The sequence below is a fragment of the Vogesella sp. XCS3 genome (genome assembly GCF_020616155.1).
GTDB lineage: Bacteria > Pseudomonadota > Gammaproteobacteria > Burkholderiales > Chromobacteriaceae > Vogesella.
Genome location: NZ_CP085530.1, coordinates 2,638,148 through 2,660,004 on the forward strand (window position 1 = coordinate 2,638,148; position 21,857 = coordinate 2,660,004).

22 protein-coding genes are annotated in these 21,857 nt (G+C 63.2%); 7 read left to right on the forward strand and 15 right to left on the reverse strand.

Going from position 1 to position 21,857, the window contains the following annotated elements; translation table 11 throughout:
• Nucleotides 1–258: 258 nt before the first annotated feature.
• From LCH97_RS12590 to LCH97_RS12600, 3 genes are read left to right on the forward strand one after another with little or no spacing between them, the layout of a single operon-like run.
• The gene (locus tag LCH97_RS12590) at nucleotides 259–1,275 is read left to right on the forward strand and encodes a S66 peptidase family protein (protein ID WP_227301989.1); all 1,017 of its coding nucleotides are present in this window, start codon (nucleotides 259–261) and stop codon (nucleotides 1,273–1,275) included.
• Nucleotides 1,272–1,715 (forward strand): inner membrane protein YiaA, encoded by a 444-nt coding sequence (gene yiaA / locus LCH97_RS12595; RefSeq protein WP_227301990.1) that lies wholly within the window; start codon nucleotides 1,272–1,274, stop codon nucleotides 1,713–1,715. The genes LCH97_RS12590 and yiaA overlap by 4 nt, the downstream gene beginning before the upstream one ends.
• Nucleotides 1,712–2,215, forward strand: a complete 504-nt coding sequence (locus LCH97_RS12600) for a GNAT family N-acetyltransferase (RefSeq protein ID WP_227301991.1) — start codon at nucleotides 1,712–1,714, stop codon at nucleotides 2,213–2,215. The genes yiaA and LCH97_RS12600 overlap by 4 nt, the downstream gene beginning before the upstream one ends.
• Before the next feature lie 67 nt (nucleotides 2,216–2,282).
• Here the strand turns inward: LCH97_RS12600 and LCH97_RS12605 are convergent, their stop codons facing one another.
• Nucleotides 2,283–3,011 (reverse strand): 16S rRNA (uracil(1498)-N(3))-methyltransferase, encoded by a 729-nt coding sequence (locus LCH97_RS12605; RefSeq protein ID WP_227301992.1) that lies wholly within the window; start codon nucleotides 3,009–3,011, stop codon nucleotides 2,283–2,285.
• Between the two features lie 115 nt (nucleotides 3,012–3,126).
• On the opposite strand from LCH97_RS12605, the gene LCH97_RS12610 reads away from it, so the two are divergent.
• Complete coding sequence (locus tag LCH97_RS12610; protein WP_227301993.1) at nucleotides 3,127–3,918, forward strand: inositol monophosphatase family protein; 792 nt, start codon at nucleotides 3,127–3,129, stop codon at nucleotides 3,916–3,918.
• Nucleotides 3,919–4,066: 148 nt separating this feature from the next.
• Here the strand turns inward: LCH97_RS12610 and LCH97_RS12615 are convergent, their stop codons facing one another.
• The 5 genes from LCH97_RS12615 to LCH97_RS12635 form a co-directional block, all read right to left on the reverse strand.
• Entirely contained in the window at nucleotides 4,067–4,882 is an 816-nt protein-coding gene (locus tag LCH97_RS12615; RefSeq protein ID WP_227301994.1) for a hypothetical protein, read from the reverse strand.
• A gap of 14 nt (nucleotides 4,883–4,896) precedes the next feature.
• The gene (locus LCH97_RS12620) at nucleotides 4,897–6,462 is read right to left on the reverse strand and encodes a hypothetical protein (RefSeq protein ID WP_227301995.1); all 1,566 of its coding nucleotides are present in this window, start codon (nucleotides 6,460–6,462) and stop codon (nucleotides 4,897–4,899) included.
• Between the two features lie 9 nt (nucleotides 6,463–6,471).
• Entirely contained in the window at nucleotides 6,472–8,352 is a 1,881-nt protein-coding gene (locus LCH97_RS12625; RefSeq protein ID WP_227301996.1) for an OmpA family protein, read from the reverse strand.
• Between the two features lie 149 nt (nucleotides 8,353–8,501).
• On the reverse strand, nucleotides 8,502–9,392 hold the full coding sequence (locus LCH97_RS12630; protein WP_227301997.1) for a DMT family transporter: 891 nt from the start codon (nucleotides 9,390–9,392) through the stop codon (nucleotides 8,502–8,504).
• Entirely contained in the window at nucleotides 9,392–9,913 is a 522-nt protein-coding gene (locus LCH97_RS12635; protein WP_227301998.1) for a MarR family winged helix-turn-helix transcriptional regulator, read from the reverse strand. Before LCH97_RS12635 ends, LCH97_RS12630 begins: the two co-directional genes overlap by 1 nt.
• A 93-nt stretch (nucleotides 9,914–10,006) precedes the next feature.
• Here LCH97_RS12635 and LCH97_RS12640 point away from each other — a divergent pair, with 93 nt between their 5' ends.
• Nucleotides 10,007–10,882 carry a carboxylate/amino acid/amine transporter gene (locus LCH97_RS12640; RefSeq protein WP_227301999.1) on the forward strand — a complete coding sequence of 292 codons (876 nt, stop codon included), beginning with the start codon at nucleotides 10,007–10,009 and terminating at the stop codon, nucleotides 10,880–10,882.
• A 5-nt stretch (nucleotides 10,883–10,887) separates the two neighbouring features.
• On the opposite strand, the gene LCH97_RS12645 is transcribed toward LCH97_RS12640, so the two are convergent.
• From LCH97_RS12645 to rarD, 6 genes are all read right to left on the reverse strand, one after another.
• A complete protein-coding gene (locus LCH97_RS12645) occupies nucleotides 10,888–11,256 on the reverse strand; it encodes a VOC family protein (protein WP_227302000.1) in 369 nt (122 codons plus the stop codon).
• Nucleotides 11,257–11,371: 115 nt separating this feature from the next.
• Nucleotides 11,372–12,025 (reverse strand): alanyl-tRNA editing protein, encoded by a 654-nt coding sequence (locus tag LCH97_RS12650; RefSeq protein WP_227302001.1) that lies wholly within the window; start codon nucleotides 12,023–12,025, stop codon nucleotides 11,372–11,374.
• Nucleotides 12,022–12,897, reverse strand: coding sequence for a GNAT family N-acetyltransferase (locus LCH97_RS12655; RefSeq protein ID WP_227302002.1), 876 nt, complete (start codon nucleotides 12,895–12,897; stop codon nucleotides 12,022–12,024). Before LCH97_RS12655 ends, LCH97_RS12650 begins: the two co-directional genes overlap by 4 nt.
• A gap of 9 nt (nucleotides 12,898–12,906) precedes the next feature.
• A complete protein-coding gene (locus LCH97_RS12660) occupies nucleotides 12,907–14,187 on the reverse strand; it encodes a GNAT family N-acetyltransferase (RefSeq protein WP_227302003.1) in 1,281 nt (426 codons plus the stop codon).
• Entirely contained in the window at nucleotides 14,181–14,387 is a 207-nt protein-coding gene (locus LCH97_RS12665; protein WP_227302004.1) for a hypothetical protein, read from the reverse strand. Before LCH97_RS12665 ends, LCH97_RS12660 begins: the two co-directional genes overlap by 7 nt.
• 253 nt (nucleotides 14,388–14,640) lie before the next feature.
• Nucleotides 14,641–15,549 carry an EamA family transporter RarD gene (rarD, locus tag LCH97_RS12670; protein WP_227302005.1) on the reverse strand — a complete coding sequence of 303 codons (909 nt, stop codon included), beginning with the start codon at nucleotides 15,547–15,549 and terminating at the stop codon, nucleotides 14,641–14,643.
• Between the two features lie 416 nt (nucleotides 15,550–15,965).
• On the opposite strand from rarD, the gene LCH97_RS12675 reads away from it, so the two are divergent.
• Nucleotides 15,966–19,457, forward strand: a complete 3,492-nt coding sequence (locus LCH97_RS12675) for an indolepyruvate ferredoxin oxidoreductase family protein (RefSeq protein WP_227302006.1) — start codon at nucleotides 15,966–15,968, stop codon at nucleotides 19,455–19,457.
• A gap of 56 nt (nucleotides 19,458–19,513) precedes the next feature.
• Here the strand turns inward: LCH97_RS12675 and LCH97_RS12680 are convergent, their stop codons facing one another.
• Nucleotides 19,514–19,831 (reverse strand): hypothetical protein, encoded by a 318-nt coding sequence (locus tag LCH97_RS12680; RefSeq protein ID WP_227302007.1) that lies wholly within the window; start codon nucleotides 19,829–19,831, stop codon nucleotides 19,514–19,516.
• A gap of 117 nt (nucleotides 19,832–19,948) precedes the next feature.
• On the opposite strand from LCH97_RS12680, the gene LCH97_RS12685 reads away from it, so the two are divergent.
• On the forward strand, nucleotides 19,949–20,410 hold the full coding sequence (locus tag LCH97_RS12685; protein ID WP_227302008.1) for a GNAT family N-acetyltransferase: 462 nt from the start codon (nucleotides 19,949–19,951) through the stop codon (nucleotides 20,408–20,410).
• A gap of 105 nt (nucleotides 20,411–20,515) precedes the next feature.
• Here the strand turns inward: LCH97_RS12685 and LCH97_RS12690 are convergent, their stop codons facing one another.
• Nucleotides 20,516–20,755, reverse strand: coding sequence for a hypothetical protein (locus LCH97_RS12690; RefSeq protein ID WP_144370579.1), 240 nt, complete (start codon nucleotides 20,753–20,755; stop codon nucleotides 20,516–20,518).
• A gap of 53 nt (nucleotides 20,756–20,808) precedes the next feature.
• On the reverse strand, nucleotides 20,809–21,732 hold the full coding sequence (locus LCH97_RS12695) for an AbrB family transcriptional regulator (protein ID WP_255619339.1): 924 nt from the start codon (nucleotides 21,730–21,732) through the stop codon (nucleotides 20,809–20,811).
• Between the last annotated feature and the right edge of the window lie 125 nt (nucleotides 21,733–21,857).

Genomic DNA, 21,857 nt, shown 5'->3' on the forward strand with positions numbered 1-21,857 from the left:
TTTTTTGTTGCTGCACTTTTAAACGCGGTATGCGCAATCGGCATCGAGCCGGCTAGCAGGCTGTGGGTAAATCATGCTTGCCGCGTAAGTAACTGTTTTTATTGAAAAGCGGTGCCAGCATCATGGCCAGCTTGGTTTATCCACAAGTGACCGCCAAGACGGCGTGGTTGCCCGTATCGATAAGCACAATTCGCCAAGCTTTTGTCATGGCTGGGGATTGCTGCTGTAATGGTGGGCCGATAACCTGCTGGCCCTGCCATGAACTTGCGCTTTCCTGCCCCTTTACAGCCCGGTGACACGCTTGCACTGTGCGCGGTGTCCTCCGGTGTGCCGGAAGTGATGCACGCCCGTCTGGATGCCTCTATCGCCGCGCTGCGCGCTGCCGGCTACCTGGTGGTAGAAGGCGACACCCTGCGCCGGCAAGAAAAAAACGCCAGCGCCAGCGCTGCCACCCGTCTGGCCGAGCTCAACCACTTTCTGTACGACCCTGCCATTAAGGCCGTTCTGCCGCCCTGGGGCGGCGAGCTGGCCATGCAGCTGCTGGCCGGGCTGGACTGGCCAAGGTTGGCCGCATTACCGCCCAAATGGCTATGCGGTTTTTCCGATATTTCCACGCTGGCGGTGCCGCTGACCCTGCGCGCCGGCTGGGCCACACTGCACAGCCCGAATGTGTTTGATATCAGCCACCCGGATCGCCAAAGCGAAATGCAAGCGCTGTGGTACAGCTGGCAGCACGGTTTGCCGCCCCGCCAGCAGGCCTTTACGCACTTTTGGCCGTTTGGCGACCCCGGTGTGGCCAAAAGCAGCCGCGTGCGTGTGGCGGGGGCGGCGCAGGCCAGCATGAGCGGGCGCCTGATCGGCGGCTGCCTGGATACGCTGTCGCGCCTGGCCGCCACGCCTTATTTCGACCTGCAAGCCTGGCGCGGCCAACCCGTGTTGCTGTACCTGGAAAACTGCGAACTGGCCCCGTGCGAGCTCGCTCGCGCCCTGACCGCCATGCGGCTGACCGGGATATTCGACGGCCTGGCCGGCTTGATACTGGGGCGCAGCAGCGGCCCCGAGGCACAACAGGCACACGAGCTGCAGTACGAAGAAGCCGTCATGCAAGCGCTAGGCGACCTGCCCTGCCCGCTGGTACTGGATGCCGATATCGGCCACGTGCCCCCGCAATGGACGCTGATGAACGGTGCCTGGGCCACGCTGCACGTACAGCATGGCCACGCCACCCTGGAACAGTACTACCACCCCGCCACTACCGCAGGAGATACACCATGAAACCCCGCATCGCCCCGCCCTCGGCCGCCTTTGTCGGCGTGTCCTGGGTCGCCTTGTTTGCCGGCATGCTTACCTACCTTGTCGGGCTGTGGAACGCCACCATGCCGCTGAACGAAAAAGGCTATTACTTCACCGTGCTGCTGTACGGCCTGTTTGCCGCCGTGTCTCTGCAAAAAAGCGTGCGCGACCGGCTGGAGAACATCGCCGTCAGCGGGATTTACTATGGCCTGTGCTGGTTGTCGGTGGGCATCAGCCTGTTGCTACTGGGTGTGGGCTTGTGGAACGCCACCTTGCTGGGCAGCGAAAAAGGCTTTTACGCCATGGCCTATCTGCTGAGCCTGTTTGCGGCGGTGGCGGTACAGAAAAATACCCGCGACCAGCTGGCCAGCCAGCCCGAGCCTGGCAGCTTTGTGCCGGAACATGACGGGGAGCAGTCGTGAGCATCGTGCTGCGTGACGCTACCGCCTTTGACGCGGACAGCGTGCAGGCGCTGCTGTTCGACCACGGCCCCAATCCCTGGAACTGGCTGCCACCGGAAGGTGTGGCGCGGACCATCCAGCAGCTGGTGGCCGGCCTGGCTGGCGCCGTGCTGGCCGAGGACGGCAGCGTGCTGGTAGGGGCGGTGCTGTACCGCCATGCCGACCCCTACCCCAGCCTGCGGCCCGACGATATCAGCCCGCCGCAGTGCAGCTATATCGTGGAGGCGGTAGTGCACCGCGACTACGCCGGCCAGGGTATCGGCGCCCGCTTGCTGAACAGCGTGTGCCAGAAGCTGGCAGCACAGGGCCAAGCCTGGGTGGTAGCCGACCGCCACGAAGAAAACGGCCCGTCTGCCAGCATGATGCGCAAAGCCGGCTTGCAACAGCTGGGCGTATACGACGACCCGGCGCGCCGCCCCCACGGCAGCGGCCGTACCGCGGTGTGCGGGCGCCGCCTGTAGCAGGCCGTACCCAAAAGCAAAGCGGCCAGGCTGTTATCGCCTGGCCGCTTTGCTTTACCTGGTGGGGCTATACGCTGTAATCGCCCCACACCGTCTGGATGGCACCGACTGCCGCCAGTGCCGCCGTTTCGGTGCGCAGGATGCGCGGCCCCAGTTTCAGCGGCGTCCAGCCTGCGCTAATGGCTTGCTGCTCTTCGGCGGCCGATAGCCCGCCTTCCGGCCCGGCCATCAACCACGCCTGCTGCGGCGCACGGGCGATGTCTACCAGCTTTTGCGTACCCAGCGGTGACAGCAGCAAGTGGGCGTCGGCCGGTGGCAAGCTGGCCAGCCACTGTTTCAGCGTCAGGATGGGGCGTACCTCGGGTACGGTGTTGCGGCCACTTTGCTCGCAGGCGGCAATCACGATCTCCTGCCAGCGCTGCACACGCTTGTCGGCGCGGTCGCCGGCCAGTTTGACGATGCTGCGTTCGGTGGCCAGTGGCTGGAAGGCGCTCACGCCCATTTCCACGCCTTTTTGCAGGGTGAATTCCATGCGGTCGCCGCTGGAAATCGCCTGCGCCAGGCCCAGCCATACCGGGGATTCGCGGCTGGTGTCGTCAAATGCCGTAATCGTGCAGCTAACGTCGCGTTTTGCCAGCTCGGTAACGGTGGCGTGGTATTCGCCGCCTCGGCCGTTAAACAGCGTAATGGCATCCCCTTCGCGCAGGCGCAAAACCTGCACATGGCGCACCACCGTATCCGGCAGCGCCAGGGTTTGCCCGGCAGCCAGAGCAATATCTATAAAAAACCTTGGCATGGTGTGTTGATCGTTCGTGTTGATAACGGTATTTTGCTTGGTTTGCTGCACGTGCAACAACATAAACATTACACGGTGGTAAGCGGGCCTGCCCGCAGCGCGAGAGGAGAGATGGATGCAAGTGGTCGATCAGGTAATACAGGTCGTACGCGACGTGGCCCGTTACGAGGTCATGCCGCGCTTTTTGCGCGTGGGCAAGACGCGCAAAGAGGACGGCTCGCTGTTTACCGAAGCCGATCTGGCCTGCCAGCAGGTACTGCAGCAGCGCCTGCCTGCCATCCTGGCCTACCCGGTGTTAGGCGAAGAAATGACTGTGGCCGAACAGGACGCCCTGTGGGCGGCCAACCAGGCCGGCCTGTGGGTGGTCGACCCGATCGACGGCACCACCAACTTTGTGAACGGCCTGCCCTACTTTGCCGTATCGGTAGCGCTGATGATCAATGGCGTCAGCGAGCTGGGCGTGATCTACAACCCGGTGTCCGACGAAATGTTCTACGCCCGCCGCGGCTGCGGTGCCTACCTGAACGGGCAGCGCCTGCCGCTGAAAACGGTGGCCAACAGCATGGGCGACGCCATCGCTGCTGTCGAAATCAAATACCTGCGCTCCGGCAAGCTGGCGGCGCGCATGGGGAGTGTGGCGCCGTTCGGCAGCCAGCGCAGCATGGGTTCCAGCACGCTGGACTGGTGCTTCTTGGCAGCCGGCCGCTACGACATCTACCTGCACGGCGGCCAGCGCCTGTGGGACTACGCCGCCGGTGCGGTGATCCTGGAAGAGGCCGGCGGGCGCATCGCCAGCCTGAATACCGACGACTACTGGGCCGACACCATCTGGAAGCGCTCCGCTATCGCCGCGCTGAACCCCGAGCTGTTTGCACAGTGGCACAAGTGGGTGCGCGCCAACCAGTAAGCAGCGCTTGTTAAAAAAAGAAGCGGCCAACCTTGGGCAAGGTTGGCCGCTTGGCCTTTGGCAGAGCGTTTAGCTCGATGAGCAAAACAAAACAGCCAGGCAGTTGCCTGGCTGTTGGCATGCACCCGGTGTGTATTGGCAGTGAGCGTTACTGCACCGGGTTCAGCAGGGCGGGTTTACCGAATTCAACCAGTTTAGCGTGACTCTTGTAGAAATATTGCTGCCAGAAGCCCTCTAGCGCTTGCATGGTTTTCGGGTCGCGATAGCTGCCCTTTGCATCTTCCACGACCAAGCCCGCCCCCATCACGTAGACGCGGGCACCGCCGAAATCTGCCAGCATGTTGTTGCTCTGGGCATTTTTCAGCTCGGTCGCCACGTCCAGCTGGCGTACCCCCTGCTTGCTGTAGAAGCTGCTGATGCTGGAGTTTTCCAGCATGTCGGAGCTGAGCAAGATCACCTTGTTCTTGGCCGAAGAGGCTTTCACTTTGACGGCGACTTCCTTCAGGGTGGACAAGATGTCAGACCGGCTTACCCCGTTGCTGCTACCCGCCAGTGCACTGGACAGCGCATCACCCAGTAGTTTGCTACCAGCTTGCTGTTGCTGTTTCAGGCATTGGTCAAATGCCTGTAGCTGTGGTTTGCCGGTATCGGCGCGTTGCGCTTCCGGCAAGGGTGAACTAAAGCTGGCACTCGTCAGTACGCTAGCGTAATGGCCTTGGGTATAGGCAGAAAACTGTGTGACCGAAAATGCATTGCCCGGTTTGATAAATGGGCGAATGTTTTCTACCAGCGAGGCGCGTAAGGCCTTGTCCAGTACGACGGTCTGGTCAATGACGATGAACAGTTCACTGTCTGTCTTGGTGGCCGGTGCGCTGATGTTTACCGCCTCGTAGCAGCTTTTCAGGGCATTTTGCGATGCGCAGGCAGCACCGCTAAGCAGGGTAAGGGCAATGAGTTTTTTCATATGGTTTCCCCCGGTTACAGCAAGTCATTCAGCTCGGCGTTTTGAGCTTCACGCGCACGGCGTGCTGCGTCGTCCTTGCGTTGTTTCAACGCGGCAGTAATGTCTTTGCGCAGGGTTTCCGGCTGACTATTAATCCACTCCAGTTTTTCTTCTTTGCTGTCCAGCCTATCCAGGTGAGCCAGTACTTCATCCAGTGTCAGCGGCAAGGTTGTTGCGGCAGCAGGCTCGGCAAAGTCCAGCGCCGGTTCTGCAGGAGCGGCATGTGCAACGGGCGCTGCTGCTGCCAGTGGCTGGCGTTCAATGTCACGGCGTGCGCTGGTCTGTACACGTTCGTCACGGCGGTTATCGGTGGCTTCTGCGCGGCGTTCTGCCAGGAACTGGGCAAAGGTTTTGTTGTTTTCCTTGGCTTTCACATCACGGATTTTCATGATGCGTTGCTGTAGCTCTGCCAGCATCGCCTGGGCGGTATTGCGGATTTCTTCGTAGTGGGCGCGTACATCGGCGTAGGTGGCATAGCGGCCGTTGCCGATGGCTTTGTAGGCTTTTTCACTTTCCTCGCCGGCAAAACCGTATTTGTAGCCGAACAGTGTGCCCAGAATCTGCAAGAACACAAAAATGAAGGCCAGTACGATGAAGGTGCCCCAGCCACCTTTCTTGTCGGTAGCGATGCCTTCCTTCACACCCTCGCTGACGGCTTTGTCGTGCATGGCTTTATCGGCATCGGGTACCTGCAGCTCGCCATTGGCTACCGCGTTCAGCGGGTCTGCAGCAGCAGACGGTTGTTCTACCAGGCTGCTCATGGCCGGGTTCATGGTTTCTTGCAGTAACTGTTTATCCAGTACCTGTCCACGGACATAGGTAGCACCTACGGCCACCGACAGTACCAACAGTGCTGTGGTGATCATGATCTTGTAGCTGGGATATTTGTGCTCGAAACGGTTGAGCATGCGCGAGTAGGCAGGCTGGCCTGCATCGCTATCCTGTGGCATGTCCAGCGATACTTTGTCGCCGTACAGGTCGGTTTTTTGTCCCGACTCCTGCCATTCGCGGCGCGCACTCTTAATTTTGCTGGAAGCGTACATCTCGTGGCCGGCCCAGTGGGTAAACGCCACCAGCATGACCGAAATCAGAAAGGCAATACCGTAGGCGCCGGTTTGTTGCAGGTTTTCGCTGGCACCGGGAATGGTGTAGCCAGCGAGCACATAGGAGAACCCCATCGCTTCGACAAATACCAGCATGCAAACCAGTACCCACAGCAGTGGCGGCATGTTTTTGCGGCTGTTTTCCGTTGCAAGGCGCAGGTAGGTTTTTTTCTCGTTGAAATCATGCTCGTCCTGGATTTGCATGAATCTCATGTAGTCGTGGCACAGGATGCGTTCTGCACGGCTCCAGCCGTCTTCATCCTTGCCGCTACGGTCGCGTGCCAAGGCGGCAAGCTTGCCCACCAGTGGGGCTTTGTACCAGGTGTTCAACCACCACCATTTTACTTTTTCCCAAAGCAGGGCAATGGCGGCCAGTGCCAGCAGCAGGCTGACAAGACTCCAGGCCAGGGCTGGCGAGGCGGCAAAAAATGCTTGCATGATGTTCTCTTATAGCGATTTTGGTTGGAAAGGAGCGATCAGGGTGCTGCCTTGGCTGTCGTAAAGAATTAACCCGCTTTGTGCTTCACGCCCGCCGTTTACCGGTAGCAGGACATCCATGCACTGCAGGTTTTTTCCCTTACCGGTAAACATGCGATACAGGATGCCTTTGTCACCCCGGTAGGTATTTACCTGGGGGGTGAAACTGAGGGTGGCTTGCGGGTTTTTGTTACGGGTCGGGTCGTAGTCTTTGTAGACATTGACTTGTGGCAATACATCAACCATGGCGCTGTCACGTAGCAGGCTGACTCTGTTCAGTACCACCAGGTGGCCATTCACTTTGTCGGCCCACGTTGTGCCATACAGACCTGGCAGATGCTCACTTTTGGCGTAGACCTTGCCGTCTTTCAGCTGCTTTACGTTACCGCTGACGCGTGGACGGTCGCGGTTGCAGCTTTGCAAGATGGCCATATCACTGGCGTAGGCCTTGCCAATAAAGCTGAAGCCAGCCTGGTCGCTGACTTGCTTGCCGATACTCAGCATATTGTTGCGGTCGTTGGCCGGCTGGCCGCCGAAATTGATGCTTTCTGCCGTGTTGGCCACAACCGGTACGGGCTTTTTGCTTGGTGTGCTCGTCGGTTGTGCAGGTTTTTTTGTGGCGGCAGGTGCTTGGGCTACGGGGGGAATGCCATCCGTGCTCTTGCCAGGGCCGGCAGCATGGTTGGCTACACTGCCTGTGCTTTTGCCCGCAGAAGGGGGGCCATTGCCAACATCCTGCTTGTTTGGTGTAGGGGCTACCGGTTTGCTGGCAGTTTGCACCGGGCGTTTGGCAGTTTCTGTGGCTACTGTGTGGCTGCTGTTGTTAGCCGGGTTGCCAGCGTTGGCCACGGCACTGGGTTCTATGCTGGTGTTGGCCGCTTTATCACCGGTACCGGGGGATGTACGGATTTTGGTATTGGCGACTTTCGTTTTCTGTACCGGTGCATCATCAGGCTGTACTGCTTCCGCCTGTACTGCGCTCTCTGCTTCAATCCGATAGAAAGACAAATTAGGGCGGCGCCCAGCGAGGTAACTTTGCAAGGCGGCTTCATCGTTGACATCAATGATCTCAACACGGCGGTTGGCTTGCCGCCCATCGGCACTATTGTTATCGGCTGCCGGTAGGGTTTCACCTGCGCCTTGGTATAACAAATTGCCATCCGGCACCCCGGCTTCGCGGAACAGCGCAGCCACGGCTCGCGCGCGCCGTTCGGATAATTCGGCATTGTTGGCCGACTCCCCCGTGTCATCCGTATGACCGACTAGCAGGATTTTCTTGTCGCTTAGCTGTTTGCGTAGCGCCTGTTTTTCGTTTTCAGTCGCATTTGGCTTCAGGTTATCCAGCTGGACCGACAAGCTGTATTGGCGTGCGATTTCGGTAAAGTACTTGCGAGCCGGTGCGCTGAGCACATCGGAGCCGCTGGCAAAGTGGCCATTCTGGGTATTTTCCGGCAGGGTAATCGCCAGACCTATCGGTTCGGCTTGGCCCTCGACGGAAATAGGTGTGGCATGCAGGCGGATATGGTAACGCTCGGCAATCTTGTGCAGTTCACAGCGTCGTTGGTCGATATTCTTGCCGACAAACCAGCCACTGGCCGCTACGGCACCAGCACCCAGCATCGCGCCCGTCAGCAGTGCTTTTTTGCTATCCCCACCTGTCGCTTTACTGATAATGACACCCAAACCGGTGCCTACCACCGCCCCTGCCGCCAGGCCGATATTACGGGCATTGTTGGAGCAAGGGTCTTCACTGGCAAAGGTGTCGCTAACGGTCTGGCGAATAGGTTGTAGCGTGCTGCAGCCATTCATCAGCAGGGTACTGCTGATGACGACGGAGAGCGTTTTCTTCATTTGATAATTATTTGTCAGAAACGGGAACTAATTATTAATGCATTTTATGCCAATAGACAATGACGATTGCAAAATTTGGCAATCTGCAAAATAAATCAGTTTGTTCTGATGTCCTAACCACCAAGAAGCATGCTGGGGCTACTACTTGTTTAGCGCCCCAGCAACAGCACGGTGCCGGCTACGCTGATGGCGGCACCCAGCCAACCCAGCAGCGGCGGTGCCTGCCGCGTCACCGCCCACAGCATAGGCAGGATCAGCACCGGGCTGAGCGCCGACAGCATGCCCACGGTGGCCACGTTGCCGCCTTGCAGCGCCACCATGATCAGCGTCATGCCCAGCCCCAGTGCCACCAGGCCGTTTAGCGCCAGCTGGGCCAGCATGCGCGGGGTGGGCGGGTTGGCCATGCGCGCCAGGCGGCTGCCACTGGCCCACAGCAGCCAGTTGGCCGCACAGCCTATCGCCATGCGTAGCGCGCTGGCGGTGAGCGGGTCCAGCCCGCTGGCCATGGCCGGTTTGGCAAAGAAGGTGCCGCATGCCTGGCACAGCGCGGCGGCCAGGCCCAGCGCCACACCAGCTTTCACACCGTGGCTTTGTTCCCAGTGGTGGGTGCTGCCGTCGCGGCGGCCAAACGCCACCGCCACCAGTACGCCGCCAAACACCAGCACGCTACCGGCCAGCGCCTGCAGGCTGAGCGCCTCGCCCAGCAGCAGCACGCCCAGCGCCACCGAAAACACCGAGTGGGTGGCAAACAGCAGGCCGGTGCGGCGCGGGCCTAGCCGGTTCATGGCGGCGAACATCAGCGCATCGCCCAGAAAGATGCCGAACAGCGCCGACAACGTCAGCGGCAGCAGCGCGGCGGCGTGCAGTGTGGCCCAGCCACCCAGCGCCAGGCTGGCGCTGCCCAGTAGTACGGTGAGGAAGCTCAGCCGCAGCCGGCTGAAGGCAAACGGCCCAAAGTGGCGCGCCGGGGTGGCGCCGATCAGGCCGCCTGCGGCCCAGCAGGTGGCGGCGCCGACGGCGGCCAGGTCGTACAGCAGCATCAGCGCCCCGCTTTCGTTACCGGTTCCAGCGTGGCCAGCAGCGCGCTCATCGACGCGTCCAGCGCGTCCAGCTGCGCGGCGTCCAGCGGCGCCAGGATGCGCGCCATATTATCCACATGTGCCCCCACTACCTCGTTGACCAGATCCAGCCCCTGTGGCGTTAGCTGCACCAGCAGGCTGCGTGCGTCGTCGGGGTTGGGCAGGCGGCATACCAGGCCGCGCTCGGCCAGCAGCTGCAGTTGGCGCGTCATGGTGCCGGACGACAGCATCAGGCTGGAAAACAGCGCGGTGGGCGCCAGGCAATACGGTGTGCCACTGCGGCGCAGCGTGGCCAGCACGTCGAATTCCCAGTTGCTGATGCCGTATTGGCCGAAGGTGTCGTTCAGCCGTTTTTGCAGCTGGATGCTGCAGCGGCCCAGCCGGCCGATGATGGCCATGTGGCGGGTCTCCAGGTCGGGGCGTTCGCGCTGCCATTGCGCGCGGATGGCGTCTACGGCGTCGGGGGTGTTCGGGGTATCCATGCCGGCTCCTGATAGCTCGGGTTCAAGATAAATATCTTGAGTTGAAGATAAATTATCGATACGATAATTATATCTTGAATTGGAGATATCTTCGTGACGACTGCTTCCCGCCTGTGGCGCGACACCCTGCTCACCGCCGTGGTGCCGCTGATCTGGGGCTCTACCTACCTGGTGACCACGCAATGGTTGCCGCCTGGCCTGCCGTTCAGCGCCGGTGTGCTGCGCGTGCTGCCGGCTGGCTTGCTATTGCTGTTGTGGACGCGCCACCTGCCGCAACGGCAGGAGTGGCCGCGTTTGCTGCTGCTGTCGCTGCTGAATATCGGTGCCTTCCAGGCGCTGTTGTTCATGGCGGCCTACCGCTTGCCCGGTGGTATCGCCGCCGTGCTGGGCGCGATCCAGCCGCTGTTGATGATGAGCCTGTTGTGGCTGCTGGAGCGGCAAACCCCACGGCCGCTGGTGTTGCTGGCGGCGTGTACGGGGCTGGCCGGCATGGCGGTGTTGCTGAATGCCGGCAACGCGCAGTGGGATACGCTGGGCGTGTTGGCGGCGGCCGGCGGCGCCATCGTGATGGCGCTGGGCATGTACCTGGCGCGGCGCTGGGGCAGCAGCCTGCCGCTGCTGGCGCTAACCGGCTGGCAGCTGACGCTGGGCGGGCTGATGTTGCTACCGGCCGCGCTGTGGCTGGACCCGCCGATGCCGGCGCTGTCTGCGGCCAACGTGGCGGGCTATGCCTACCTGTCGCTGGTGGGCGCGCTGCTGGCCTACGGCTTGTGGTTTCGTGGCCTGCGCCTGCTGCCGCCGGTGGCGGTGTCGGCGCTGGGGCTGCTCAGCCCGGTGGCAGCGGTCATCCTGGGCTGGGTGGCGCTGGGGCAAAGCCTGCACGGCTGGACGCTGGCCGGCATGGTAACCGTGCTGGCCAGCGTGCTGTGCGTGCAGCTGGCCAGCAGCCGGCGCGTGGCGCGGGCTTAGCGCTATCAATCGCGCTGGCAGACGCGGATCAGGTGCCCGTCCGGGTCGGCCAGGACAAAAGTCTGGCCGTAGGGCTCCTCGCGTAGCGGGGTGACGATGTTCAGGCTGCGGTCCTGCTGCCAGCGCGCGTACAGCGCCGCCACCGCGCTGCCGTCTGGCAGCATGATGCCGATCTCGCCACGCGGCGCGGCGGCAGTATCGGGTGCGGTGCCGGACCACAGCGCAAACAGCGCGTCGCCGCTACCGGCAAAGGCCACGTACTGCGGGCTGCTGAAAACCGGCTTGGCGGCAAATAGCTGCTGGTAGAAGGCGGTGGAACGGGCGATGTCGCTGACGTAGATCAGCTGCAGGTTGGCAACGATGGCGGTGGTCATGGCAGGTTTCCTCTGTAGAGTGAAACCGCAGGCTACGCGCCCCCTGCTGCCAGCCTGCTGTCAGTAGCGGCTCAGTTTTTGTCGGTGTGCTGCGAGCCGGCAAACTGCCGAGTCGTCATGCAGGCGTGTCGTCCAGCAGGGTGATTTCCACCCGCTCCTTGCCGCGGCCCACGTTCTTGCGCTTCAGTGCGATGCGGCCAACCTCGCCGCTGTGGCGCAGGTGGGTGCCGCCGCAGGGCACGCGGGCGATGCCGGGTAGCTCCCAATAGCGGCGGCCGGCGTCGGCGTCGGAAAAGGCGCTGGTAATGGCCAGCTTGGCCGCAATCAGCGCGTCGATGCGCGTTTGCAAGGCGGGCAGGTGCGGGGTGATGGCTTGCGGCAGCGCAAAGTCGATGCGCGCCTTGTGCTCGGCGATGTGGGCGCCGATTTTTTCCACGTCCGGCAGGGTCTGGTAGATGGTTTCCAGCACTAGCTCGGCGGCAAAGTGCAGCCGCATCAGCCGGTAGCGCCGTGGCCAGTCCAGCTGCAGCGTCACCGCTACGCCGGGCTGCAAGCTGTGTTGCGATGGCAGCGTGTAGACGATGTCCTGCCCCTGCTTGCGCGCGGCCAGCACCGGCCAGCCGGCTATGCTGCCGTGGTCGCTTTCCTGGCCGCCGCTTTCGGCGTACAGGATGGTGGCGGCCAGCGTCAGCTCAGCGCCGGCCACGCTGGCTACCGTGGTGTCTAGCGTGCACAGGTAGGGGTCATCCCAGAATACCTTGCGGGTCATGCCCGGCCCCGCTCTGCGGCCAACCTTTGGTAAATGGCCGGCTCTACTTTTTCCATGATGCGTTCCGGCTTGCCCAGTGCGCCAAAGCCGAACTGCGCGTACAAGCCGTGGGCGTCGGCGGTGGCCAGCATGAAGCGGCGCAGGTTTTGCAGCCGCGGGTGCAGCTGGATGTAGCGCATCAGCGCCTTGGCGATGCCCTGGCCACGCGCGCTGTCTACCACGAATACGTCGGCCAGGTAGCCGAAGGTGGCGTAGTCGGTAATCACGCGGGCGAAGGCCAGCTGCTGGCCGTCGGCGTTGTAGCCGCCGATCACCAGCGAGCCCTGCAACGAGGCTTCGAAAATGTCGCGCGGCAGGCCGGCAGCCCAGTACGACTCGCGGCTCAGGTACTGGTACACCAGCTCGCGGTCCAGCCGGGCGCAGTCGGTACTGAAGACGACGCCTGGCTGCGGCCCCTGCAGGCGTAGCCAGCGGTGGCCGGCGGCGTCGACGCCCTCGCCTGCCGGTTGCCAGCCTTGTTGCCGGTAAAACGCCAGCGCACGCGGGTTGGCCGCAAAGCATTTCAGCGAGGGGGTGGCGGTAAAGCGCAGGGCGGCGGCCTGCAGCAGGGCCTGGCCTATGCCCTGGCCTTGTGCGGCCGGCTGCACGTACAGGTGGTGCAGAAAGTTTTCTTTTTCGTATACCCCGGCAAAGCCCAGTACCTGGCCGTGCTCGTCTTGCGCTACCAGCAGGCTTTCGTCGGCGGTATCGCGGGCAAAGTCGCCCAGCTGCATGGCTTGGCCATCCAGCCAGGGAAAGCAGCTGCGGCGCGTGTCCAGATAGAGCTGCGCCAGCGCGGCGTGCTGATGCGGGGCGTAAGGCAGGATGGTCATACGGACTCCTTAGTGACGCGGCCACCAGCACAGCGAGGCTTCGCGGCTGGCGTGGACGAAACCCAGCTTACGATACAGATCGATGGCGTGGTAGTGGGCATCGGCCACAATCACCAGGCGCGGTACCCGCGCCAGCCCCCATTCGGCCAGTGCGCTGATCAGGCCGCTTGCCAGCCCCAGGCGCCGTGCTGCAGGCGCGGTGGCCACCATCTGGAAGCGCCCGAGCGCCTGCCAGGTAAACAGGCCGGCGCTGGCCTGCAGTTGCCCGCCGGCAAACACGCCCCAGACATGGCCGTGGCCGCTGTGTTCCAGCTGCAGGTAACGCTGCTGGAGCCCGCCCAGAAAGCGGCGATAGCCTGCTTCGTCGTGGCCGGGGTCGCGGCTGGCGGCCAGCAGCGACGCCCATTGCTGCCAGTCGTTTTCGCTGGCCAGCGGCCGCAGCGTGTGGCCGGCAGGTAGCCGGGTTGGCCGCAGGCTGTCGCGGGTAAGCAGCAGGGCAACGGTTTCCATGTACTGGTAGCCGGCGTCCAGCCACGGTTGGTAACGCGCGGCGCAGTCTTCGTCTTCCATCGCCCATAGCAGCGTGCGGTGCTGTACGCCGGCGTGGCCGGCAAAGGCGGCGTCGAAGCGGGCTTCCCATACATCGCGCTGCAGCGGCGCCTGGTCGGGCAGCAGCAGGTTGCCAAAGTAGAAATCGGGCTGCGCGGGGGTGGCCAGTTGCCAGTAGCCGGCATGACGGTTTAACCGGGCTTGTGCGCCCAGCAACTTGCGCTCGCTGAGCACACCCGGCATATCCAGAGACAGCGCCAGGATGTGGCGGTCGCCTTCCTGGCGGCTGGGGACAAAGCCCAGGCTGGTGGCCAGCCGCTGTGCCGGCAGGTTGGCCGCATGGGTGTCGGCTTCTACACGATGCAGGCCCAGCGGGTTGAAACCGGCGTGTAGTAACGCGGCACCGGCTTCGCGGGCGTAGCCCTGGCCCCAGTAGGCTTCGCCTAGCTCGATGCCGAACTGGGCTTCGCCGGCCAGGCTGGTGTAACGCAGGCCGACCGAGCCGACGAGCGTACCGCCATCGGCCAGCGTAATGGCCAGCTGCCACGCCCGGCGCGGTGTGGCCTGCTGCTGGGCGATGAATTGCTGCAGCAGGGCGTCGCTAAAGTCGGGGCTGAGCTGGTGTGCGGCGTAGTGTTGCCCGAAGGCGCTACCCAGGCGCAGCTGGCGGTAGGCGGCCTGGTCGCTGGCGCAAAAGTCGCGCAGCTGCAGGCGTGGTGTTACTAGTGGCAGGGTCAGCATCGGTGTGGGCCTTTCTCCATTAACCAGCGCTGAACATAGTGCTGGTGCGAGTCGGGTAGCGCGGGGCGGTGGCTGGGCTGCACCAGGCTGCAAGCCTGGCTGCACAGGGTGTGCCACAGGCTATGGTGGTGTGGCGGGGGGAGCTCGTCGGCGAGCACGTCGCGCGCGAGATGGCGCGACAGGATAAAGAGCGATGCCATGATGGCGTTTCCTTGAAAGAGCGTGGCCCGGTGCATGCAGCACGGTGTGGGCCGGTATGAATAAAGAGCGAATGCCGTCCGCGGGGCGGAGGACAGCGGCATTGTGGTGATGTGGCGTGGCGGCGTCAATGGCCGAAGGGGCAGACTGCAGCCAGCTTGCGGCTGGTGTGCGGTTTTATTGCCACGGGCTGCGTGAAAGAACAAGGGCAAGCCATGCGGCTTGCCCTTGTGGTGTTGTGGCCAACGTTTGGCACTAGGCGGTGGCCGCGCGCCGTGCTTTGAGGTAGCCCAGCAGGCCGTGGCCGGAGTACAGCGCCAGCGCCGCCCATATCAGGCCAAAGCCGATGGCGCGGCTACTGCCGAATGGCTCGTGGTACAGCCATACGCCCAGCAGCAGCTGGATGGTGGGCCCCAGGTACTGGATCAACCCTACCGTGGCCAGCTTCAGCCGGCGCGCGCCGCTGGCAAACAGCAGCAGCGGGATGGCGGTGACCACGCCGGCACCCATCAGCAGCGCGTCGGTGGCCAGGCCCAGCTGGCCAAACGCGCCGTCGCCGCGTACGGCAAACCACAACAGCGCCGCCAGCGCCAGCGGCAGCATCAGGAACGTTTCCAGCGCCAGCCCTTCCAGCGACGGCAGCGGCGCTTTTTTACGCAGCAGGCCGTACACGCCAAAGGTGGCCGCCAGGCTCAGCGCCACCCACGGCAGCGTGCCCACCGATAACGTGAGCCACGCCACGCCCAGCGTGGCCAGGCCGATGGCGATGCCCTGGGTGCGTGTCAGGCGTTCGCCCAGAAACAGCCGCCCAAGCAGCACGTTCACCAGCGGGTTGATGAAATAACCCAGGCTGGCTTCCACCACGCGGTTTTCGTTCACCGCCCAGATATAGATCAGCCAGTTGAACGACAGCAGCAGCGACGACAGCGCAAACACGCGCAGGCGGGCTCCGTCGCGCAGGCTGTCGCCCAGCCAGCGCCAGTTGCGCTGCACCAGCAGCAAGATGGCCACGAACAGTGCCGACCACACAATGCGGTGACACAGGATTTGCAGCGCCGGTACCGCGTGCAGCGGTTTCCAGTACAGCGGGAACAGGCCCCAGATAAAGAACGCGCCGGTGGCGTACAGCACGCCTTTGCCGGTTTCGTTGGGTGCAGATGACATGGATACGTCTCTAAGGTTGGCCGCAAACAGCGGGTAGCCGCTAGCAGCAAGGATTCAAGCCAGCACTGTAGCGGTGCGGTGGTGGCGGGCTCAACCATGGCGGCAGAACGCAGTGTTTCCGCCTGTGGGGCCAGGGCCTGGCCAGTATGCCATGCGGCTGGCGGCGGCGATTTTGCTGCACTGGCACATTTGCCGCACTCGCCCGCGCGCGAGGCTTGAAAAAACGACAAAGCTTTTGACGTTTACGTTTGCGTCAACTAGTGTTCGCACAAAGCGGTAGCACGCCTGCCGACACACTATAAAGAGACAGAGACACCGCCCGCTGCCTACCGCTGCCGGGCTACATCACCAGGACGGGACGGCTCACAAGGCTTCACCCGACCCGCTGCGACAAGCACACAGATGGAGGAGACACCATGTCGATTCGCCACGTCGAACTGGAAGACAAATACACGGCACCTACCGGGCAGGTATTGCTCAACGGTATCCAGGCGCTGGTACGCCTGCCGATGATGCAGCAGGCGCGCGACCGCGCCGCCGGGCTGAACACCGCCGGCTACGTTACCGGCTACCGCGGCTCGCCGCTGGGCAACGTGGACCAGACCATGCAGAAGGCCAGCAAGCACCTGGCCGCGCATAATGTGGTGTTTCACCCGGGCCTCAACGAGGACCTGGCCGCCACCGCAGTGTGGGGCACGCAGCAGGTGAACATGTTCGAGGGTGCCAAGTACGACGGCGTGTATTCGATGTGGTACGGCAAGGGCCCCGGCGTGGACCGCTCCGGTGACGTGATCAAGCACGGCAACGTGGCCGGCACCAGCAAGTTCGGCGGCGTGCTGCTGATCTGCGGCGACGACCACGCCGCCAAGTCGTCCACCTTCCCGCACCAGTCCGACCACATCCTGGCCGCCAGCATGATTCCGGTGCTGAGCCCGTCCGGCGTGCAAGAGGTGATCGACTACGGCCTGCATGCCTGGGCCATGAGCCGTTATTCCGGCTGCTGGGTGTCGATCAAGGCCATCTCCGACACCATCGAAAGTGCCGCCGTGGTGGACATCAGCCCCGAGCGCGTGCAAACGCTGATCCCCGAAGACTTCCCGCTGCCGCCGGACGGCTTGTCCATCCGCTGGCCGGATACCCCGCTGGCGCAGGAAAAGCGCGTGCTGCACCACCGCCTGTACGCCGCGTTGGCCTACGCCCGCGTCAACAAGCTCAACCACGTGACGCTGGATTCGCCGAAGGCGCGGCTGGGTATCATCACCTGTGGCAAGAGCTACCTGGACGTGATGCAGGCGCTGGACGACCTGGGTATCGACGAAAAACTGGTCGCCGATATCGGCCTGCGCATTTTCAAGGTGGGCATGGTGTGGCCGCTGGAGCCGGAAGGCGTGCGCCAGTTTGCCGAGGGCCTGGAAGAGATCATGGTGATCGAGGAAAAACGCCAGATCATCGAATACCAGCTGAAAGAACAGCTGTACAACTGGCGCGACGACGTGCGCCCGCGCGTGGTGGGCAAGTTTGCCGAAAAAGGCGAATGGGCGCTGCCGCACGGCGACTGGCTGCTGCCGGCTGCTGGCGAGCTGACCCCGGCCATGATCGCCCGCGCCATCGCCAAGCGCCTGGCCAACCTGTACGACAGCCCGGTGATCCACGATCGCCTGAAGTTCTACGACGACAAGGAAGCCCAGCTGGTGAAACCGCGCGAAGCTATCGCGCGCATTCCGCATTACTGCAGTGGCTGCCCGCACAACACCAGCACCAAGGTGCCGGAAGGCAGCCGCGCCGTGGCCGGCATCGGTTGCCACTACATGGCGCACTGGATCGAAGGCGACAGCACCAAGACCTTCACCCAGATGGGCGGCGAAGGCATTACCTGGCTGGGCCAGGCGCCGTTTACCACCACCAAGCACGTGTTCACCAACCTGGGTGACGGCACCTACTTCCACTCCGGCCTGCTGGCCATCCGCGCCGCGGTGGCAGGCAAGGTCAACATCACCTACAAGATCCTGTACAACGACGCGGTGGCAATGACCGGCGGCCAGAATGTGGACGGCTACCTGGACGTGCCGATGATTACCCGCCAGGTACACGCCGAAGGGGTTGGCCGCATCGTCATCACCAGCGACGACCCGGACAAATACCGCACCGCGCACGGCCTGAAAGAAGGCCTGGCACCGGGCGTGGAGGTATTCCACCGCCGCGAGCTGGATCGCCTGCAAAAAGAGCTGCGCGAGCTGCCCGGCGTCACCATCCTGATCCACGACCAGACCTGTGCCGCCGAAAAACGCCGCCGCCGCAAACGCAAGGAGTTTCCCGACCCGGACCGCCGCGCCTTCATCAACGAACGCGTGTGCGAAGGCTGTGGTGACTGCGGCAAGAAATCCGGCTGCCTGTCGGTACTGCCGGTGGAAACCCCGCTGGGCCGCAAGCGCAAGATCGACCAGAGCAGCTGCAACAAAGACTTCTCCTGCGTGGAAGGCTTCTGCCCCAGCTTTGTGTCGGTGGCCGGCGCCAGCGTGAAAAAACCGGGTGGTGCCGCCGCCAGCCTGGACAGCATGGGTGCCCTGCCGGCCCCGCAGCTGCCCGGCTTGCACGAGCCGTTCGGCATCATGGTCACCGGCGTGGGCGGTACCGGTGTAGTGACCATTGGCCAGGTGCTGGCCATGGCCGCACACCTGGATAACAAGGGCGTGACCGTACTGGATATGGCCGGCCTGGCGCAAAAAGGCGGCTCGGTGTGGTCGCATGTGCGCATTGCCGATAGCCAGGAAAAACTGCACGCCGTGCGCATTGCCGCCGGCGACGCCAACCTGGTGCTGGGCTGCGATCTGGTGGTGACCGCCGCCGAGGAAGCGCTGGCCAAAATGCGCGAAGGCTTCAGCCACGTGGTGGTGAACAACTACGAATCGCCGACCAGCGCCTTCCTGAAAAACCCGGACGTGCGCTTCCCGGCCAAGGCCATGAAGGAAGCCATCATCGAGTCGGTAGGCAGCCAGCATTTTGCCGAGGTCAACGCCACCCGCATCGCCACCGCACTGATGGGCGACGCCATTGCGGCCAATATGTTCATGCTGGGTTACGCCTGGCAAAAAGGCCTGGTGCCGGTATCGCTGGAAGCCATCATGAAAGCGGTCGAGCTGAACGGTGCCGCCGTGAAGTTCAACCAGCAGGCCTTTGTCTGGGGCCGCCACGCCGCACACGACCCGGCGCGTATCGAGACCCTGGTCAGCCCGTCGGCCGTGGTGCAGTTTGTACCGCGTGATACGGTAGAGGGCGTACTGCACCACCGTAGCAAAGAGCTGGTGGCCTACCAGGACGATAAGTTGGCCGCACGCTACAAGGTGCTGGTGGAGCAGGTGAAAGCCGCCGAAGAACGTGCCAAGCCGGGCAGCAGCGCGCTGACACTGGCGGTCGCCCGCGCCTACTACCACGTGCTGGCTTACAAGGACGAGTACGAAGTGGCACGCCTGTATAGCGACGGCGAGTTCCAGCGGGCGCTGCGCGAGCAGTTCGACGGTGACCTCAAGCTCACCTTCCACTTTGGCGCCAGCTGGATGACCGGCCACCAGCCGAAAAAGGTGAACCTGGGCCCGTGGGCACTGAAGGCGCTGGGCGTGATTGCCCGCTTCAAAGGCCTGCGCGGCAGTGCGCTGGACCCGTTTGGCTGGCAGGCCGACCGCCGCCTGGAGCGCGCGATGATAGGCGAGTTCGAGGCGCTGGTAGGCCAGCTCCTGGCGGGCCTGTCTGCGGCCAACCTGGGCACGGCGAGCGAGATGGTAAAACTGTACGAGGGAATTCGCGGTTTCGGCCACGTGAAAGAAGCCGGCCACCAGGCCGCGCAAACCAGGCTGGCCGAGCTGCGCAAAGCGTTCGATACGCCGCCCGCCCATAAGGGTGCGGCTGCCTAACGGGCATTGTTTGAGGGTGTTTGACGGGCCGCAAGGCCCGTTTTTTTATGGCTGGCTCAGATGTGCAGCACCAGGCCTGACGGCGCCAGCAAGCCATAAGCGGTGAGTGCCACACTCCACAGCAACAGTTTGGCACCGAACAGGCGCTGCGTGCAGCGTAGCGTACTGGCCAGACCGCAGCCGTACAGCACCATGGCACTCCACATCGGCAATAGCAGCATCAGCAAGGCCAATAGCCACAGCGGGGTAGCCGGCCACAGCAACAGTATGCTGCCGCATAGCAGCGTGGCCAGCGGTAATGCCGCCAGCGCGGCCAGAGTGAGTGCTCGGTTCAACATGTGGAAAGCGTCGGGTAGTCGATGGCGCGACAGCATGCCAGCCTGCTGTGGCAAACCCATGAACGGTGGGTGACTGGCAGATGACAGTGGCTGCTAGCCGCGACAGGCAATAAGTGGTATCAAACAGGTTTGATATATCCACAGGAAAACGCCATGCCCGCCGACATTCTGGTAAAGCTGTACCAGCTGCCGCCCTGCCCCGCCGCGCCCGACGGCGTGGTGTTACGCCACCCCATGCCGCACGAGCGTGGTGCCATGCGCATGTGGATAAGCCGTGAATTTTCTGATGGCTGGGCCGACGAATTCGATACAGTATTCCGCAGTATGCCGCCCAGTGCCTGGGTATTGCAGCGCGGCGGCGAGCTACTGGGTTTTGCCTGCTATGACGTGACCGCACGCGGCTTTTTCGGCCCCACGGGGGTAAAGGAAAGCGAGCAAGGTCAAGGATTTGGACGTTTACTGCTGCTGGCATCGATGCATGCGCTGCACCAGCTGGGGTACGCCTACGCCATCATCGGCAGCGCCGGGCCGGTGGACTTCTATCTGCGCACCTTGCCGGCCATGCTGATCCCCGACAGCCACCCCGGAATTTATCCACAGCCTGTTGATAAGTAGTGGAAAGCCAGCAATGGCAAGGGGCGTGCCCAGCCCGCCCGCGGCGGCGGCGCCCCTGTGATGCGGCTCTGCGGCCAACGTTAAACCAGTAAAATACCAGTTATTTCACGACACCTTGCGCGCCGGAAACAGGCTGAGACGACGCGCGTCATCGACGGCTTGTTCCATGTCGCTGGTTTCCTGCTGCCATACCCATACCTTGTGCTGCGGGTCGTAGGTTTCCACCAGCCACAGCTTCTTGCCGCTGCCCAGCGCCACCAGGCGGGCACGGGCGGGTTGCTGGTAGTTGAAGATGACGGCGTCGCTGGTGACGGGGGCTTGTGGCTTGGTAAACAGGCTACGCATGGTGGTGTCCGTGATAGAGGGCTGCCTGGCTCTTTGCAAATGCCATGCCAGCTTCAAACGCGCGCTTGAGCCGGCGCCAGCCAGCGCGACAGCGGCTCGGCCAGCAGCAGCACCATCACCAGCCGGCACAGCTGGAAGCCGATGATGGTGGGCACGTCCAGCCCCATCGCCTTGGCGGTCAGGCACATCTCGGTAATGCCGCCGGGGGCCAGTGCCAGGATAGCCAGCGCTGGTGGCAGGCCGGCAAGCCACGCCAGCAGCCAGGCACCACCCACCGCCAGCAGTAGCAGGCAGGCCAGGCTGGCCAGGAACGCGGCCAGAAAGCGCGGTGCGGCCAACATCTGCTGTCTATCGAAGCGCACACCCAGTGCAATGCCGATCAGCAGCTGCGCCAGCTCTACCCAGCCGCCGGGCAGGCTGCCGTTCACCGTACCGCTGCTGGCCAGTAGCAGGCTGATGGTGAGCGGGCCGATAAACCACGGGTTGGGGATACGGCGCCATTGCAGCAGCGCGCCTAGCGCCAGTGCCGGCAGCAGCCACGGCAAGGCGCTGCTGCCCAGTGGTGCAAGCGTGGTGGCAAACGGTGCAGCGCTGTGCCCAAACAGGGCAAAGGCGCCGGGGTACAGCAGCACGACGATCAGCACGCGCAGGCTCTGGCCCAGCACGATCCACTCGCTTCTGGCGCCACGGCGGGCGCCGATGGCGGTCATTTCCGAGGCGCCGCCAGGCAGCGCTACCAGCCAGGCGGTGAGCGGGTCCAGCCCCGGGCACAGCCGGCGCAGCAGCTGCATGGCCACCCAGGCCAGCAGGAAAGCAAACGCCACCGCCACGGCTATCCAGGGTGCCAGCGTGACGGTACGCAACAGGGCGTCGTGGCTGAAGGTCAGCCCCAGCGCCAGGCCGACAATGGCCTGGCCCAGCTCGCGGCTATGGCGAATGCTGGCCAGCGGCAGCCCCAGCAGGCGGCCGCCCAGCATGGCCAGCAAGGGCCCCAGCAGCCAGGGCAGCGGCCCGCCGGCGGCGTGCCAAAAAAAAACGCCAGCTAGACTGATGACGAGTCCACTGGCGTGTGAGAAGTACAACATCGCTTGTACCGGGAGTA

Coding starts and splice junctions, on each gene's coding strand:
- LCH97_RS12590 (WP_227301989.1), top strand. CDS start 259: ATGAACTTGCGCTTTCCTGCCCCTTTACAGCCCGGTGACACGCTTGCA.
- yiaA (WP_227301990.1), top strand. CDS start 1,272: ATGAAACCCCGCATCGCCCCGCCCTCGGCCGCCTTTGTCGGCGTGTCC.
- LCH97_RS12605 (WP_227301992.1), bottom strand. CDS start 3,011: ATGCCAAGGTTTTTTATAGATATTGCTCTGGCTGCCGGGCAAACCCTG.
- LCH97_RS12610 (WP_227301993.1), top strand. CDS start 3,127: ATGCAAGTGGTCGATCAGGTAATACAGGTCGTACGCGACGTGGCCCGT.
- LCH97_RS12615 (WP_227301994.1), bottom strand. CDS start 4,882: ATGAAAAAACTCATTGCCCTTACCCTGCTTAGCGGTGCTGCCTGCGCA.
- LCH97_RS12620 (WP_227301995.1), bottom strand. CDS start 6,462: ATGCAAGCATTTTTTGCCGCCTCGCCAGCCCTGGCCTGGAGTCTTGTC.
- LCH97_RS12625 (WP_227301996.1), bottom strand. CDS start 8,352: ATGAAGAAAACGCTCTCCGTCGTCATCAGCAGTACCCTGCTGATGAAT.
- LCH97_RS12630 (WP_227301997.1), bottom strand. CDS start 9,392: ATGCTGCTGTACGACCTGGCCGCCGTCGGCGCCGCCACCTGCTGGGCC.
- LCH97_RS12635 (WP_227301998.1), bottom strand. CDS start 9,913: ATGGATACCCCGAACACCCCCGACGCCGTAGACGCCATCCGCGCGCAA.
- LCH97_RS12645 (WP_227302000.1), bottom strand. CDS start 11,256: ATGACCACCGCCATCGTTGCCAACCTGCAGCTGATCTACGTCAGCGAC.
- LCH97_RS12650 (WP_227302001.1), bottom strand. CDS start 12,025: ATGACCCGCAAGGTATTCTGGGATGACCCCTACCTGTGCACGCTAGAC.
- LCH97_RS12655 (WP_227302002.1), bottom strand. CDS start 12,897: ATGACCATCCTGCCTTACGCCCCGCATCAGCACGCCGCGCTGGCGCAG.
- LCH97_RS12660 (WP_227302003.1), bottom strand. CDS start 14,187: ATGCTGACCCTGCCACTAGTAACACCACGCCTGCAGCTGCGCGACTTT.
- LCH97_RS12665 (WP_227302004.1), bottom strand. CDS start 14,387: ATGGCATCGCTCTTTATCCTGTCGCGCCATCTCGCGCGCGACGTGCTC.
- rarD (WP_227302005.1), bottom strand. CDS start 15,549: ATGTCATCTGCACCCAACGAAACCGGCAAAGGCGTGCTGTACGCCACC.
- LCH97_RS12675 (WP_227302006.1), top strand. CDS start 15,966: ATGTCGATTCGCCACGTCGAACTGGAAGACAAATACACGGCACCTACC.
- LCH97_RS12680 (WP_227302007.1), bottom strand. CDS start 19,831: ATGCTGTCGCGCCATCGACTACCCGACGCTTTCCACATGTTGAACCGA.
- LCH97_RS12685 (WP_227302008.1), top strand. CDS start 19,949: ATGCCCGCCGACATTCTGGTAAAGCTGTACCAGCTGCCGCCCTGCCCC.
- LCH97_RS12690 (WP_144370579.1), bottom strand. CDS start 20,755: ATGCGTAGCCTGTTTACCAAGCCACAAGCCCCCGTCACCAGCGACGCC.
- LCH97_RS12695 (WP_255619339.1), bottom strand. CDS start 21,732: ATGCTGGGCGGCCGCCTGCTGGGGCTGCCGCTGGCCAGCATTCGCCAT.